The organism is Paenibacillus sp. FSL M7-1455 (assembly GCF_038004655.1).
Classification (GTDB): Bacteria; Bacillota; Bacilli; order Paenibacillales; family Paenibacillaceae; genus Paenibacillus_AQ; species Paenibacillus_AQ cookii.
Genome location: NZ_JBBORO010000001.1, coordinates 720178 through 735284, shown reverse-complemented (window position 1 = coordinate 735284; position 15107 = coordinate 720178). Strand labels below are relative to the sequence as shown.

The window sequence follows — 15107 nt, the reverse complement described above, 5'->3', positions numbered from 1 at the left end:
AACTTTTGAACGTCATCCTAGCGGGAGACAGCCGGCCGGCCATTCCCTGATAAATATACGGTTAGGGCGATGCAATCAGAACTCCAAAATGGAATGCGAAGAAAGCGGCCGGTTATCCGCGACATGTTTTGCCTTGCGCCGCCGATCTGTACCGGTACAGATCCGAATGAATTGTATTGTAGCACAGGGGCCGAACGCTTAGAATAAAAAACGCCGATAGACAATTCATCACGTCCGGAGGAATCAGACGCCCGCTTTCCTTGCGGAAATTCCTCCCGCCGCGCGTTATACTCAAGGGGGTTGCTTACATGAACATGACTCAACAACAAAAAGCCGTTTTGGCGGTGATCATCAACGCCGTCATCGTCGGTTTTTCGCCCATTTTCGTCAAACATTCGCTTGGTTTTGCCGATCCGCTCGACGGGCTGGCCCATCGCTTCACGATTTCGTTCGTTGCCGCCTCCTTGTTGGCTTTTCCGGGCTGGGCCCGATTGAAGGCGATGAAAAAAACGTTCCTTACCGTCGTTCCGCTGGCGCTGCTTAATCCGTCGCTGTTTTTCGCCCTGCAGGCTTTCGGGCTGCAGCATGCTTCGTCGGCGGTGGCCGGCATCGTGCAGGCGACGGTTCCGATTTTCACGATGATCCTGGCCGCGATTTTCCTCAAGGAACGCACCGGATCGGTTGAGCGGCTCTGCACGCTGCTGTCTGTAGCCGGCGTCATTCTCGTTTTTGCGGTGCCCGGCGTCGGCTCTTCTTCCGCCAGCCTGCTCGGCGTCACGCTCATCCTGCTGTCGGCGTTGTCCCAGGCCGGATATACGACGCTGGCGCGCAAACTGACGAGGACGATGCGCCCGAAAGACCTGACCTACATGATGATCCTTTTCGGTTTTGTCGTGTTTAACGCGATCGCCCTGATCAAACATGGCGCCGAAGGAACGGTCTCGTCCTATTTCGTGCCGCTAAAGGAAACCGGGTTTATCGTCGACATGGTTTATTTGGGCGTGTTGTCCTTCCTTGTCACGTCCTTTCTGTCCAACTACGCGCTGTCGGTTCTCGAGGCCTCCACCGTCAGCGTGTTTGCGGGCTTGTCGACCGTCGTCACCATCGCCGGCGGGGTGCTGCTGCTGAACGAGCAGCTCGGCTGGTACCACTGGGTAGGAGCGGCCATGATCGTCGCCGGAGTGACGGGCGTCAATCTGGCGAAAAAAAGAAAGCGCACGAACGGCAAAATGAAAGAGCATGCGGAGGCATGCTGAAAACCGCTTTGGCCCTGGTCAACAGACCCGGGCCTTTTTTTGCGACAAAACGCATAAAACCTACGATCCTCCTCACCATCCCCCACGATCTTAAGCCAAGATTGAGCGTCAATTCGGAGTCTGCAGCAACAAGATCATGTTGTGTAAAACCAATGTAAAATCATAGGAAAAAATATCTAAATTTTGTATAGATATTCTATTAAACCGGTGGTAGAATATTCTTAATATTTTTCCGACTATTTCAAGGGGGTTTTATTTTTGCATTGACAGAAAGGAGGAACATTTAATAGATTTGGACAACCCCCCCTTAAGTAGCGAGAGAATAGCATGCTTGATTTTATATCCATGGAGGGATTTGTTTGAAGAAAGGCTTATTTTCCCGAAAGCTTCCCATCATCACTCTGGCTCTCGGAATGACCGTTGGCGCCGTTCCCGGAGTCTCCCTTGCCTCATCCTCTTCAAGCTTCAAGATTTCGAATCAAGAGCTGCAATCCGTCCTTGAATCGTCGCAACCTGCCTACGTCTCGCCGCAAATCAATACCCATTCTTCCAAAAAAGTCCGGGTTATCGTGCAGCTTAACGGTCAACCGGCTGCCGTCGGCAAATATGCGACCAGACAAGGCATCAGTTCTCTCGCAAAATCCGCATCCGAAGCGGCCGTACAGAGCCAGCAGGACCAATTTTTGGACGAAGTCTCCGATCAAGGCATCGACATGGAAATCAATTATCAATACGATACGGTCCTGAACGGATTCGAGGTCAGCGTGCCGGCCAACGAAATTCCCGAACTGGCGAAAATTCCCGGCGTAAAATCCATTCAGGAAAACAGCATCTGGTATCCGATTCCGATTGAAGAATCGTCGGCCAATAGCGACGTCCGCTACGACATCAACCCGCTGAAACAAATCGGCGCCACGGAAGCGTGGGCGGAAGGTTATACCGGGAAAGGGCTGAAAATCGGCGTGATCGATACCGGCGTGGACTATACCCACCCTGATATTGCGCCGGTGTACAAAGGCGGCTACGACTCCTTCTATCAGGATGACGACCCGTACGAGGAAGTCCCGCTTACCGTCGACGAGGACGTTCAGTACCATACCGGTTATGCGGGCACCTATCACGGAACGCACGTGGCCGGAACCATTATCGGGCAATACGCGAACAAAACAAGCGACGTCGCCCAAAAAGGGGTCGCATACGGTGCAGAACTGTACGCCTACAAGGTGCTCGGACGAAACCTCGACGATCCAAGCAAATCTTCAGGCAGCTCCGCTCAGGTCATCGACGGCATTGAACGCGCCGTAAAAGACGGCATGGACGTCATTAACCTGTCGCTCGGTTCCGATTCCGAGAAAGACGTCAACTCGCCGGACGCCATCGCCATCAACAATGCCGTTCTGTCCGGCGTCGTTGCGGTCATTGCCAACGGCAACGCCGGCCCGGGCTACTTCACGATGGGCTCGCCCGCCACTTCGCAGCTTGGCATCGCCGTTGGCGCCGTCACGAGCGAAAGCAAGCATTACGAAGGAAAAGCGACGCCAAGCCTTGCCGATTCCGCAACAAGCGTAACCAGCGTCACCTATTCAACCTACGGCGACCTTCAGATGATGGGCTGGGAAACCGCGCACGAAAATTTCGCGGACATTATCGGCCCGGGCGCCCAGGATGTCGTCTACGTTGGTCTCGGCGATGAAAACGATTATGTCGGACTCGATGTCACGAACAAAATCGTCCTAGCTTCAAGAGGGAGTCTCGCCTTCGTTGATAAAATCACGAACGCCAAAAAACACGGCGCTAAAGCCATCGTTATATTTAACGGCATTAACAAAGGCACTGCCGCCGACTTGAGCGAAAGCATACCGGGACGGGATGGCTTTGCCGACGTATCCGTCGGGGACAGCTTTGACTTTATCCCGGCGTTCGACATGAAAGGATCCGAAGGCCGTGCCCTGGCAAGAGCTTTGCAAGAGAATCCGGGCTTCAAGCTTCAATTTGAGTTCGATCCGGACTTCCCGGTCGAAACCATTCCGGGCGACGAGCTAGCCGACTTCACCTCCTGGGGTCCGAACGCGGACAACAAACTGAGCATCAAACCGGATATTACGGCACCCGGGGTGAATATCCTGTCCACCTGGCCGGCTTACGGCAAAGGAAAACCGGATGTTTCCTACGACAAAGCCTATAACCGTATCAGCGGCACAAGCATGGCGACGCCGCATGTAGCAGGTTTGGCCTTGTTGATCAAAGAAGCCCATCCGTCCTGGAATCCGTTCGATATTCGCGCCGCATTGGCAAACACCGCCGATATCCTGCCTGATTATGACGTATATCAGCAAGGCGCGGGACGGGTGAACGTCATCAACGCGATTCATACGAATGCCCTGCTTCAAGCGGTAGAGCCGATCACGATTCTCGACAAAAACTATAATCCTAAAAACGTCATTAACTACAACTCTTCGGCGAGCTTTGGCGTCGTCGCTCCGGGTTCGCCGGATCAGGTGAAAAGCCTGCAGCTGAAAAACACGGGCGGTCAGGCATTGACTTATGCAGCTTCCGTAGAGCTGAATGACCCGAATGCCGGCATCACGGCTACCCTTGACCGGAACGAAGTAAGTGCTGCCGCGAACAGCACTACGCCGTTCCAGTTAACCTTGAACGTCGGTTCGTCTACGGCGCCAAACCAGTATTATGAAGGACGGATCGTGCTTTCCAGTCCGGGGCAACCCGAGCTGCATTTGCCGTTCGTGGTTTATGTCGGCTCCGAGCAACCTGCGAATACCTTCGGGGTTCAAGAGCTGAATGTGACGAACTCGATCATTTATCCGAACCGTCCGTCGCAAGCTTCAACGGATTTGTCTTTCCGTTTGACCGCCGAGGACGCAAACTATTATGAAATCGACATCGTCAATCTGGATGACGAAACCATCGGGTTCCTGGATATTCAGTCCACCGATGACGCCAATGTGTCTTTCAAACCGCAAACCTACACGTTAAAAAATATTACGAACGCCTACCATCCTTACGATGCAAACGGCTACCCCGTGCTCGACAAAAACAATGAGCCCGTTACGTCGTACCTGAAAGACGGGATCTATAAAATCAACGTCGTCGCAGCAAAATTGACCGCTTCCGGCGGAGTCGCCACGAGACCTGACGGTTCGAATGTCATTTATTCCGGCGTCACGTCCTTCCGCGTGGATAGCTCCGTCGAGAACAATAATGGCGGCGGCGGATCCGGCGGCGGATCGTCAAGCTCGCCAGCTGCACCTTCTGCACCTTCGACATCTCAGCCGACCGTCAGCGGTTCGGTGAATGCCGTCGTTGAACAAGGTCAAAAACAAGTCAACGTGACTCCTGTAACTAAATCGGAAAACGGCGTGACAACGGCTACGGTAAGCGACAACGACCTGAAATCCGCCATTGCGTCGGCAGCGAACAGCGCGTCCGCCATTATCTTTAACGTGTCCGGCTCCAATGCCGTGATTGCTTTTACCGCGGACCAAGTGAAGCAACTAAGCGCTCTTTCATCCGACAGCACCGTTGTCGTGAATGCATCCGGATCGGCCGTCTCGATCCCGGTATCCGTACTGGACAAAGCTCCAGCAGGCTCCGGATTCGATTTGTCCATCAAACCATCGGATGATCAAAAGTCCAAATTCGAAGCAACGATCCCGGGTGCCAAAGTGATCGGCTCTCCTGTTTCATTTGATGCTTTCTGGGTGGCGGGAACCGTTCGCGTTCCGGTGCAAGTGTCCGACCAAACATTTATTAAAAGGGCGTTTACCGTTCCGGGCAGCATAGAACCGAACACGGCCGGCGTATTGTTCGAGGAAGACGGAAAGATTACTCCGGTAGCGTCCGTCTTCAAAGCCCAAAAAGACGGCTCGACGATCGTTACCGTCAGCCGCCCCGGATTTTCGACCTATGCGGCATTAAGCCGTACAGTGAAATTCAACGATATCGCGGCTTCGTTTGCGGCATCCGATATTACCGCGCTTGCGAATAAATTGATCATTGATGGCAAATCCGAAGGCATTTTTGCGCCGAAAAGCAATCTGACCCGCGCCGAGTTTACGGCCCTGCTCGTACGCTCGCTCGGTCTTCGCTCCAATGCCGCTTCCGGGTTCTCGGACGTCAAATCATCCGACTGGTATGCAAGCGATGTTGCTGCAGCTTATCAAGCAGGATTGATTCAAGGGATCGGCAATAACAAGTTTGCTCCGGGCGCCAACGTTACCCGCCAAGAAATGGCCGTCATCTTGGACAGAGCCTTGAAGCTGACCGGCGTGGAAGCGAAAGCATCGAACCCATCCTTTAACGCGTATGGAGATGATGCAAAAGTAGCCCCTTATGCCAAAGATGCCGTGAAGTCGCTTACCGCTGCAGGAATCGTTAGCGGCGAAGCAGGCAACTTCAATCCGAAGGCCGCCACGACGCGCGAAACCGTTGCCGCCGCACTGCATCAGCTGTTGATTAAGACCAATCTGATCGATTAAGAAATACGTCCCACATAACAACACCCCCATGTCGGGGCCTCTGCAGTCGTAAAACTGCCAGGCCCTGACTATGGGGGTGTTTTTTCCAATCCATCAACCGCTCCAATCGCTGCGCAGCGTAAACAGCTCCTTAAGCGCTTCGGTCGACAGCTCGGTGATCCAGCTTTCCGTGCTGGAGATGACGTTGTCGCTAAGCTGCTGCTTGCTTTCGAGCATTTCGTCGATGCGTTCCTCGAGCGTCCCGATGGAGATAAACTTGTGCACCTGCACGTCTTTCGTTTGCCCCATCCGGTAGGCTCGGTCGGTGGCCTGATTCTCCACGGCGGGATTCCACCAGCGGTCGAAGTGAAACACATGGTTGGCTGCGGTCAGGTTCAGACCGACCCCGCCCGCCTTGATGGACAATATGAACACGTTCGGCTGCGCTTCGGACGGCAGTGTGCGGGACTGGAATTGCTCGATCATCCGGTCGCGGGCGGTTTTCGAGGTGCCGCCGTGCAAATACAGCACCGGCTCCTGCAACTCTTGGCCCAGAACGCGCTGCAGCATCTCGCCCATGCCGATATATTGGGTGAAGATCAGGCAGCGTTCCCCGTCTTCGCGCAGTTCCTTCACCATTTCCAGCAGCCGTTCGAGTTTCGCCGAACGGCCGATCAATGTTGGCGTATCGATATCGCCGCCGTCCTCGTCGGCATTTTCCCAGGATTCCCCCGTCAGCAGCACCGGATGATCGCATATCTGTTTCAGTTGGGTAAGCGCCGAAAGAATCGCTCCTTTCCGGGCCATGCCTTCAAGCTTCTGCACCCGGTTCATCAGGTCGTTGACGGTCTGGTCGTACAGGGCCCCCTGCTCGGCGGTCAAACGAATATAGGTTTTCATTTCGTTTTTGTCGGGCAGGGCAAGCTGGATGGCCGGGTCCTTCTTTTTGCGCCGCAGCATAAACGGCTTGACCAGCTTCTGCAATTGGGCCGTCCGCTGCTCGTCCCGCTCCTTTTCGATCGGCTGGATGAACCGGACGTTAAAAGCCTTCAGGCTGCCCAAATATCCCGGATTCATGAAATCGTAAAGCGACCAAAGCTCGGATAGGCGGTTTTCGATCGGCGTGCCCGTCAGCGCGATCCGATGCCGGGCAGGAAAACTGCGGACGGCTGCGGATTGTTTGGTCTGGGCGTTTTTGATGTTCTGGGCCTCGTCGAGGCAAAGCGACTCCCACGTCATTTCCTGGAGCAGCTCCTGATCGAGCGTCGCCGTCGCATAAGAGGTCAGAACGACGTCCGCCTGCCGGACGGCCTCGCGAAAGCCCCGCTCGTCGGCACGCCGGCTTCCATAATGCAGCATCACCTTCAAGGAAGGGGCAAACCGGCCGATTTCCTTTTGCCAATTCCCCAAGACCGACGTCGGGCAGATCAGCAGCGACGGATTTCTGCCGTCCGGATCCGCGGAGGTCTCCTGCAAATGGAGCAAATACGTAATGAACTGCACCGTTTTTCCGAGACCCATGTCATCCGCAAGGCAAGCGCCCAGACCGAATTTCCGCAAAAACGCGAGCCAGGAATACCCGTCGTACTGATAGGAACGCAGCTCGGCTTTCAGTCCCTCGGGAATAGGGGGCTTCGACCATCCGGACTGCTGCCCGAGCTGGCCGAACAGCCGCTCGAGATGGTCGTTCAGCTCGACCTCCAGCTCCACGCGGGACAAAGCTTCCTCTTCCGGTTCGCCTGTCTCCCCGTCGGTCTTCCGATTCTCGTCCCTTCTTTGCAGATGCAGCTGAAGCACGTCCTGCAAAGACATGCCTTGCCTGCGATCGATCCCCTGCATCATTTGGCCGATCTGCTTGACCAAGACAGGATCCAGCATGATCCATTCTCCCCGGAACCGGACGAGCCGTTCGTTGCGTTCGACCAGCTCCTGGAACTCGCCTTCCGTCAGCTGGGTTTCGCCGATCGCGATCCGCCAGTCGAATTGAATGATCGAACCCAGGCCAAACAACGAGCTGCCTCCTTGGGCAGCCTCTTCTCCTTCGCCCGAACGGACTTTGGCGCGGAGCTTCGGTTTGCGGCGGCCGGCGGCCTCCCACCAGGCGGGCAGCAGCACCTGCCATCCGGCTTCGAGGAGGCGGCGGCTGTCGACCGTCAAAAACCGCCAGGCCGCCGCATCGTTCAGCGGGCTCGCGAACAGATCGCCCTGCGCGCCTTGCGCCAATCCGGGCAGAACGGCCCGCAAGTTCTGCGCCCAACCTGCGGCACGGTCCCGGACATGGCCCGCCCATGCCGCCGGCCATTCGCCGGTTATGCCGCCGTCGGTACGAAGGCGAACCGGAACAAGCATGGACAGGTCCTGCTTGTCCTGCAGCACCAGCCGAAGGCGCCATGCGGGATGCTGCTCATCGGGCTCCAGCAATTGCAGCAGCGGCCGAAACGGCGACGTATCGGCCTTCCACCCGATGGAAACGAGCCACGTTTCCTCGTCGAGCCCCTCCATCGCGCCGCTCCGCGCAAACAGCATCGGATACTCCCGCCGCAAATCGGCGGCGGCGGTCTCCGTCCCGAAATGCTGCTGAAACGCCGCGGCCGAAAACGCAGCCCGCAGTCCCTCGGCAAATTCCCTGCTGCTGCGGCCGATGTCCTGGCGGGCCGAGGCGCTCAAATAAGCCTCGTCCCACGTCCATCCGAGCCTTCCCGCCAAAGCCGCGGCCAGGCTCGGGTGGAAGCGCCGCTCCCGCAAAAGCTTATAGAGCGGCGGTGCAAGCCGGAGCAAAAGCTCCGCTTGCTCATCCCATTCCCATGCGACATGCTCCAGCAGCTTCAATTCCCCGAAAAAAGGGATGACCTGCTCGGCGGGCAAAACCACCAGCTCCGCGTCCTTCACGCTCTGGAGTTCTAAATCCGTGCCATAGAAAGACGCTTCATGCCAGGCAAACAAACGCTGTTTCAATTGCAGCCCGGGCACGTACCGGCGGGCCGGGTTCGTCCCGAAAATCAGCGCATCCCCGTGCGCGCTCAAGCGAAGATGTACCGTGATGGTTTCCGCGTACGTCAAATAAGAACTCATGATATCAGGTTTCCTTTCCGAAGCTCCTCCTGCAAGGCCCGCAGCCGCCCATGACGGTCGACGAAGGCATCCAGGAACTGTTCCCACCGCTCTTCCCGCTTCATTTTTTTGTACAGCTTGCCGAGACGCTTGAGCAGCTTGACCGCGTCTTTGTATCCCGACCGGTTTTTCAGCAAAATATAACGTTCGACCGCCTGATGGTAAAAAGGAAGCAGCAGTTCGGGCGCCTCCTTCTCCAGCGGCTGCAGGACGCTGACGCGGAGCTCCAGCGGTTCGGTTCCCGCGCTCAGCTGCATATCCATCCACGGCTGCCACTTGCCGTAATCCAGCAGCGCCTCCTCATACATCTCTTTGGATTGGGGAAGCATTCCGGCCAGCGTCTGCCACATTCGTTCCTCCGACTCCGGAGCATGCCGAACGGCCATGCCCCAATAGCGCATATAATCGGAAGCCTGCTCTTTCCGGTGGCCGCTAAGCAGCGGTCCGATCACAACAAGCCAATCCGACAGCCGCGTCCATTCCCCTGCTTCGGCGATTTCTCCCAAAAACGAAAATAAAAAACCGTGCGGGACGATAAAAGCTTTGCTTGCGCCATGCAGCCACGTCCATGCTTGCCGGTCTTCGCCCATAAGAAAATACACCCGGCTGTGCGCCAGCATCCAGGAAAGACGGGACAAACCGTCTCCCAAATCCTCTTCGGCGATTTTCAGCTTTTCGAGCTCTTCCCGGTACATCCGGTCGTCCCCGAGATGCGGACGAAGCCACTTCAGCCACAGCCGGTCGTACGCCTCGAATAAATATTGATGGCTTTTGGCTTCCGTCAGCATCTGTCTGCGCAAATACGTCAGCGTTTTCGTCACCCGCGGCCACAGCTCCGGTTCCGTCGCAAGCGGGATGCCCCATTCAAAAATCTCCCGCATCGCCTTCAGCAAATCATCCGCAGCCACCTGCACGTGGTATCCCAAGTGGCCGGCGGCCGGCAGCAATGAATGTGCGGGCTTCACCAGTTTGATGAGCATAAACAAATGCGCATGAAGATCGTACAGCTGCTCCATCCCGGGCGAAAGCGGCGGTTTCATCGACTCGATGGCGGCTATCGCGTTTCGGGCGTACCCGGCATTCGGGCTCCCGAATTCCAGCGGCGTAATGCATTGTTTGAACAAAACATGCCACTCGGCGATGCTGATTTCGGGAATTCGCAGCGCCTTTTCCTTGAGCGACGCGCCGCCTCCGCGCGTTCCCGTCCGCGCCGGAGCTTCACCCTCTTCCGGCAGCGCCACGTAAGCCTTCTGCAGCCTCAGCGTAGCATGGGCATTGACGATCGCATGGACGGAACGCCCTTGCCGGCTGGCGTAATCCAGAAGCACGGCGATGATATGCTTGCACCCGCTCCCCTCCGGACAAGAACAGCGGCTGGCGGATAAAGCCTCCGTTTGGACAACAACCTCCAAAGGTTCGCTGCCCCCGACGACGGCCTCGATTCCCCCGGCCCCTTCGGGACGGGTCTCGCGGACAAACCCCTGCTTATAATATTGAAAGCCCCGTTTGATCGTAACGTCGCTGAACTGCTCGCCGACGTCCGCAATGAGCTTCTGCCATTCCATATCGTTGATCATATGATTCGTATCCATTTGGACTATCGTCTCCTAGCGGAGTATTAATAGATGTGCATCTACTCTATCATATCCGATTCCGCCATAAAACCGTAAGCCTCGGCATGCCGCTCCCATAAAAAAAGAGAACCCTTTGCACGCCTTGCGGACGGCAGGGTTCTCATACGGAAATGCAACTTCAAAAGTGCCGCGGCCTTTCTTGCTACGAAATTCCAAGCGCATCACGGACGGCTTGGGAATCTTCGAACGAGCCCAAACGTGCCGGGAGGGCATGAATCAGGGCTCGGTCCTTATATTACCGCGAATGCTTCAAAAACCATTCATAAAGTTCGGGATTGTCGTAAGTTTCCGTCCACGAATCATGGTTGGCTTCCGGATACACGGTCAGTTTCGGGCTGCCGCCGGCATTTTGAACCGCCTGGACCATTTTCTCCGATTCCGATAACGGCACCACGTCGTCTTTCGCCCCGTGGAAAGCCCAAATCGGCATGTCCGTCAGCCGGAACGCATCCATCCAGCTGCCGCCGCCGCAAATCGGAGCGGCCGCCGCAAACCGGTCCGGAAGATCCGCGGCCAGCAGCCAAGTGCCGTAACCGCCCATGCTTAACCCCGTTAAATATACGCGGGAGGCATCCGTGTTGTAAGCAGCCATCACTTCGTCCAGCGCCGCAATCACGGCATCCTTTTGCCGCGCCCAATCGGAGCTTTCCGGGCATTGGGGGGAGATGGCGATAAACGGAAAGGACGGATCCTGTTCCGCAATGCGAGCGATGCCGTGGACTTTGACCTGCTCGATGTCGCTGCCGCGTTCTCCGGCGCCATGAAGAAACAGGATGACGGGCCACTTTCGGTCCGCGTTCGGATCATACTCTTGCGGTACATGCAGCAAATAGTTCAAGGTGACCTTCTTTGTGATTTCTTTTTCCATGTTGCAGGCTTGTTGGCTCACTTTGGTTCCCCGCTTTCGATTCGATGATTCGGACCTTTTGTCGGGCCCGGGCAAACTCAAATCTATCTCTCCCAAAATGATACGCCAATCACCGGCCGATCTCCTGCTTTTACCGTCTTTTGGCGGAAACAGGTGAAACGCACCGACCGCAACCAGTCAACGCATCCACTGCACCCGTGAAAAAGGACCCTCCCGAAAGAGGGCCCTTTTCCCTTCGTTATTTCAATTTAAATACGCGAACCTCTTTTTCCAGATCGTCCGCCATGCCCTGCAGCATCGCGGCCGAACCTGCGATTTCCTGCATCGAGGCCATCTGCTCCTCGGAGGAAGCGGCCACGCTTTGCGAATAACCCGAGGCGTTTTTCCCGATCCGGGCCAGCTCTTCAAGCGATGCAGCCACCTGCTCGCTGCCCGCGGACATTTCCTGGGCGGAAGCGGACACCTCATGCACCTGCTCGGTGACGTTCTGCAGGGAAACGACGATCTCGCCAAACGCCTCTCCTGCTTTTTGCACCGACTGCGAGCCCTGCTCGACCTGACCGATGCTCGTATTCATGGCCGCGGAAGCCCGGCTGATATACGCGCTAATCTCGCTCAGCATGCCGGAAATCTGCTCGGAAGACGAACCCGACAGCTCGGCGAGCTTCCGGACTTCCTGGGCGACGACCGCAAAGCCCTTGCCGTGTTCGCCGACTCTGGCTGCCTCGATCGAGGCGTTCAGCGCAAGCAGATTCGTCTGGCCGGCAATGTTCGAAATGATGGAGACGATCTCTTCGATTTCAAGGGAGCGCTGTTCCAATTCCTTCAGAATGGTCATCGTGTCCGCCACGGACGTTTTAATGCTTTGCATCTCGTCTACCGACTGCCGCACGACGTGGTTGCCTGCCTCGGCGTTTTGCGCGACCTCCTGGGCATGTTCGGACAGGCGCGAGGAGTATTCCGCAATGCGCTGAATGCCGACCGCCATTTCTTCCATCGCAATCTGGCTTTCGAGCGCGGATTGCATTTGCGTTTCGGAGCCTTGGGCAACCTCTTGAATCGCGCGGGTGATTTCCTCCGTCGCTTTGGAGGTCTGTTCGGCGCTTGCGGACAGCGCTTTGGACGACTGGGTGACCTTTTCGGACGTCTGCTGCACGTTTTCGATCAAATGGCGGATATTGCCGATCATCGTATTGAAATTGGCCGCCAGCACGCCGACTTCGTCTCTGCTCTTAACTTTGGCCACGACGGTTAGGTCGCCTTCCGCCGCCTGAATGCTGAGCTTGGACAGCTGGGAGATCGGGCGCAAAATCGCCCTTACCATAAAGATCACGATCACGATGAACAAGGCCGCAAGCGCCGTACCGATCACCGTCGTTTGGATCGTCCGGTCGCGCTGCATTTTCGCAATCACGTCGTAATCGAAGTCGACGCCGAAGACGGCCACTCTCTTCCCGCTGGCATCTTTGATTTCGCTGATGATGCTGACCCATTCGCCCAACTCGTCGGTATACACGTCCGAAATCGCAAATCCCTTTTTGTTCATTTCATCCAGGGCCTCTTTGAATTCCCCTTTGGCTTCATAGACGCTACCGGGCCGGAGTCCCTTTTGATACATTTCGCTGTTGCCCAGAATGAGCGTCATTTTGCCGATGTCCCCCGTTGCTTCCACGTCCGGCATATAAATGTAGCTGTTTGACACTTTTTCGTTGTTTTTCATGCTGTCCAGTTGCTTCTGCATCAGCAGGATATGCTCGTCCTTCATCAACTCGTCGGAACCGAGAAGCGTTTTGGCTTTTTCGATGTACGGAATTTCCTCGGCGATCACGTTTTTCAACGTCCACTGAATATTGTTCAGGCCGGTCATTTGCTCGTCGCGGAGTCGAAAATTGTTTAATGTCGAAAGAATGCTTTCCATAAGAAAAAATAGTACCGACAGGACAATGATCGATTTGAACACGAGACTGCTTCTTCTTTTCATGTACACAACCCCACCTAATGTTTGAAGTTTCATTGCCGTCTTTCAGGGCGCGCTTTTCTGTTCTCTATCGTCTCTACACAAAATTGCGTCGTCTGAGCAACCAGCACTGTGATGATTGTTATATCGTCATTTTGGTGGGCATATATGAAGGGCAATTTTTCCCAAATGGGCAAAAAGATCTAATTTTTTTTATTTATTTTCCTTTGCTGCGAAAACGGAAGGTCTTAACGCTCCCGTAATGAGGCAAAATCTCGTCCGTTTCGACAAAAGCTCCTTTTGCCACCAAATATCAAAAAGCGGCTGCTGCGACTGCAGCGTCTTGTACTCATCGGTATCTTCGAAAACGCCGAACGCATTCGGCGGCTCCTGCCGGATTTCGGCCAAATCATGCAAATATAGCGGATATAGATTATAAATGATCCCTTTGTTTTCCGGAGCGCATAACTCCACGGTCACGTTCATCGCGGCCCCTCCTTTATGAAGCCCATTTTACGGGCGAAGGACGAAAAAAAATAGACCGAGAACGCTGCAAATCGTTTTCGGCACAAAAAGACCCGCGGACGAGTCGGCGGGCCGTGACGTTACATTTTGGAATATACGATTTTTTTCACCGTGTCGTAGGCCAATCCGTATTCGGATGACAGCCGTTCAATGGATTCCCCTCCGGAGAACCGGGACTTCATTTCGGCGTTCCTCCTCCGCAAGGCTTCCTTGTTTCCGCTCCGTTCTCCCCACGCGGTACGCGAATGTTTCAAGGTCGGGACGTACACCCAGCCGCCTTGGACATATTGCTGCAGTTCTTCCAGCAGCCGTCGGGGAAAAACCGATTCGGCATTGATATATTTCATGTTTCCTCTGCTCCTTTTATATCCAAATTCGATATAAAGCAGCAAAGTCCCTATGACATCCGGCTATTCGGCCTAATGCAAAGAATGGGCGGTTTGGAACCGATGCCGCTCCGCTGCAAATAACCGCCGCCGTATCCTGCCATACGAACTTTGCGCGGAGCCTTCCCTGAAACTGTTCGCAAATGCCATGCTGTTTCCCTCCGGTTTCCCGATTTGATTTCAATATACTACATGATTCGAAAGGGAGCCAGTTTTTCAAACCGCCAAGCAGATGCCGCAGAACAGAAAAAACCGCCTCCATCGCTGGAAGCGGCCGTGAATACGGTGCATTCTTAACTCTTGTTCATACGGGAGTAATCCGCTCAGAACCAAGGCTCCGGCGGAATGAATCCGTCCGCGCTTCCGCTGTAGCGCGTGCGTATGCAGGGATTCATGTTCGGCCTCCCGCGGCCCTGTCCTTACTTCGTTTTAGTTATATCCCCTTAGAAAGAAGCCGTTGGTCCGTTGTGCGCCGGAGGCGTGTTATTCAGATAATAAACGGTGCTGCTGGAGTAGCCCCAAACCATCCACAGGATCAAGTATACCGGCGCCAGGAAAATGGCGAACAGCACATAAGCCCCGTTTTTGCCGAAGGCGTTAAGCAGCTTGATCTGCCAGATAATCGCAAACACGACGTTCGCAATCGGCACCAGCAGGATCAAAACCCACCAAGCGCTTTGCTTGATCAGCTTCAATTGCAAGATGCTGTTTAAAATCGGAATGAACGCAAACCAGGCGATGTCGTCCCTTCCGGCCTTTTTCGCGAGCTGAAAGAATGCACCGCAAACGGCAAAATAAATTACAGATAAATCAAGACCATAAAAGCTGCCATGTGCTAAAAATACCCCCTAAATAAATATATAAAATTTCCAAGTTCAGGATTTGCCGAAATCCT

The 15107-nt window shown here is 55.1% G+C and carries 9 protein-coding genes; 2 read left to right on the top strand and 7 right to left on the bottom strand.

The features are described 5' to 3' along the window. The first annotated feature begins 314 nt into the window (after positions 1 to 314). Positions 315 to 1256: a DMT family transporter gene (locus NYE48_RS03200; RefSeq protein ID WP_445324054.1), complete on the top strand. Its 942-nt coding sequence runs from the start codon at positions 315 to 317 to the stop codon at positions 1254 to 1256. Between the two features lie 359 nt (positions 1257 to 1615). Continuing rightward, a complete protein-coding gene (locus tag NYE48_RS03195) occupies positions 1616 to 5752 on the top strand; it encodes a S8 family serine peptidase (protein ID WP_340996850.1) in 4137 nt (1378 codons plus the stop codon). A 93-nt stretch (positions 5753 to 5845) separates the two neighbouring features. Here NYE48_RS03195 and NYE48_RS03190 read toward each other — a convergent pair whose 3' ends face one another. The 7 genes from NYE48_RS03190 to NYE48_RS03160 form a co-directional block, all read right to left on the bottom strand. Beyond that, on the bottom strand, positions 5846 to 8803 hold the full coding sequence (locus NYE48_RS03190) for a DEAD/DEAH box helicase (protein ID WP_340996848.1): 2958 nt from the start codon (positions 8801 to 8803) through the stop codon (positions 5846 to 5848). Further along, positions 8800 to 10434, bottom strand: a complete 1635-nt coding sequence (locus tag NYE48_RS03185) for an SWIM zinc finger family protein (RefSeq protein ID WP_340996846.1) — start codon at positions 10432 to 10434, stop codon at positions 8800 to 8802. Before NYE48_RS03185 ends, NYE48_RS03190 begins: the two co-directional genes overlap by 4 nt. A 277-nt stretch (positions 10435 to 10711) precedes the next feature. Beyond that, on the bottom strand, positions 10712 to 11365 hold the full coding sequence (locus NYE48_RS03180; RefSeq protein WP_212952662.1) for a carboxylesterase family protein: 654 nt from the start codon (positions 11363 to 11365) through the stop codon (positions 10712 to 10714). 217 nt (positions 11366 to 11582) lie between these two features. Next, a complete protein-coding gene (locus tag NYE48_RS03175) occupies positions 11583 to 13325 on the bottom strand; it encodes a methyl-accepting chemotaxis protein (protein ID WP_212952664.1) in 1743 nt (580 codons plus the stop codon). Between the two features lie 189 nt (positions 13326 to 13514). Then, on the bottom strand, positions 13515 to 13787 hold the full coding sequence (locus NYE48_RS03170) for a hypothetical protein (protein ID WP_212952666.1): 273 nt from the start codon (positions 13785 to 13787) through the stop codon (positions 13515 to 13517). Between the two features lie 119 nt (positions 13788 to 13906). Then, a complete protein-coding gene (locus NYE48_RS03165; protein ID WP_212952668.1) occupies positions 13907 to 14173 on the bottom strand; it encodes a CD3324 family protein in 267 nt (88 codons plus the stop codon). Positions 14174 to 14655: 482 nt separating this feature from the next. Beyond that, entirely contained in the window at positions 14656 to 14907 is a 252-nt protein-coding gene (locus tag NYE48_RS03160; protein ID WP_340996836.1) for a DUF5684 domain-containing protein, read from the bottom strand. Positions 14908 to 15107 lie beyond the last annotated feature (200 nt).

Excerpts from the sequence above, each read along its gene's own strand:
- NYE48_RS03200 (WP_445324054.1), top strand. The coding sequence starts at position 315 with ATGACTCAACAACAAAAAGCCGTTTTGGCGGTGATCATCAACGCCGTC.
- NYE48_RS03175 (WP_212952664.1), bottom strand. The coding sequence starts at position 13,325 with ATGAAAAGAAGAAGCAGTCTCGTGTTCAAATCGATCATTGTCCTGTCG.
- NYE48_RS03165 (WP_212952668.1), bottom strand. The coding sequence starts at position 14,173 with ATGAAATATATCAATGCCGAATCGGTTTTTCCCCGACGGCTGCTGGAA.
- NYE48_RS03190 (WP_340996848.1), bottom strand. The coding sequence starts at position 8,803 with ATGAGTTCTTATTTGACGTACGCGGAAACCATCACGGTACATCTTCGC.
- NYE48_RS03170 (WP_212952666.1), bottom strand. The coding sequence starts at position 13,787 with ATGAACGTGACCGTGGAGTTATGCGCTCCGGAAAACAAAGGGATCATT.
- NYE48_RS03185 (WP_340996846.1), bottom strand. The coding sequence starts at position 10,434 with ATGGATACGAATCATATGATCAACGATATGGAATGGCAGAAGCTCATT.